The organism is Mucilaginibacter galii (genome assembly GCF_014635825.1).
Classification (GTDB): Bacteria; Bacteroidota; Bacteroidia; order Sphingobacteriales; family Sphingobacteriaceae; genus Mucilaginibacter; species Mucilaginibacter galii.
Map to the genome: position 1 here is coordinate 1 of NZ_BMDO01000026.1, position 600 is coordinate 600.

Annotated in this window: 1 protein-coding gene; it reads left to right on the forward strand. The window is 45.2% G+C overall.

Going from position 1 to position 600, the window contains the following annotated elements; genetic code table 11:
- Nucleotides 1-483: ATP-binding protein (locus IEV61_RS20545; protein WP_188419030.1), on the forward strand; the 483-nt coding region annotated here is incomplete at its 5' end.
- Between the last annotated feature and the right edge of the window lie 117 nt (nt 484-600).

Sequence of the window (600 nt, forward strand, 5' to 3'; positions counted from 1 at the left end):
GACTGTACATTTATTGAGCGTAATGAGAACCTGCTCATCACCGGAAGCACAGGTATCGGTAAAAGTTATATTGCTTCCGCTATCGGTTACCAGGCCTGTACACTCGGTTACAGGGTCTTTTATGCCAGTACGCCCAAACTGTTCTCTAAACTCAAAATGGCGAAGGCCGATGGTTCGTATCTCAAAGAGGTTGCGAAGATAGAGCGGCAAGAATTACTGATATTAGATGACTTCGGTATCCAGCCTTTTGATGCGCAAAGCAGGGCTGCGCTAATGGAGATCATTGAAGACCGGCATGGAAAGACCTCGCTGATCATTACCTCTCAGCTACCTGTAAGTAAATGGTATGATGTGATCGGTGAAAAGACAATTGCTGATGCTATACTGGACCGGATCGTACACAGTGCGCACCGTATCGAACTGAAGGGGGAATCAATGAGAAAGAAACGAAGAACTGATGATAAAGAGGTCAGTTATCAATAACCACTTTTAATAACTAACTTTGAAAACGCTTTTACAGCTCTCGCTGCTATCGTTCGCCAGCTAATCGCCTGGTCACTTTGCCACGGAATTAGGTGGTCAACATCCCCGGAATATCAA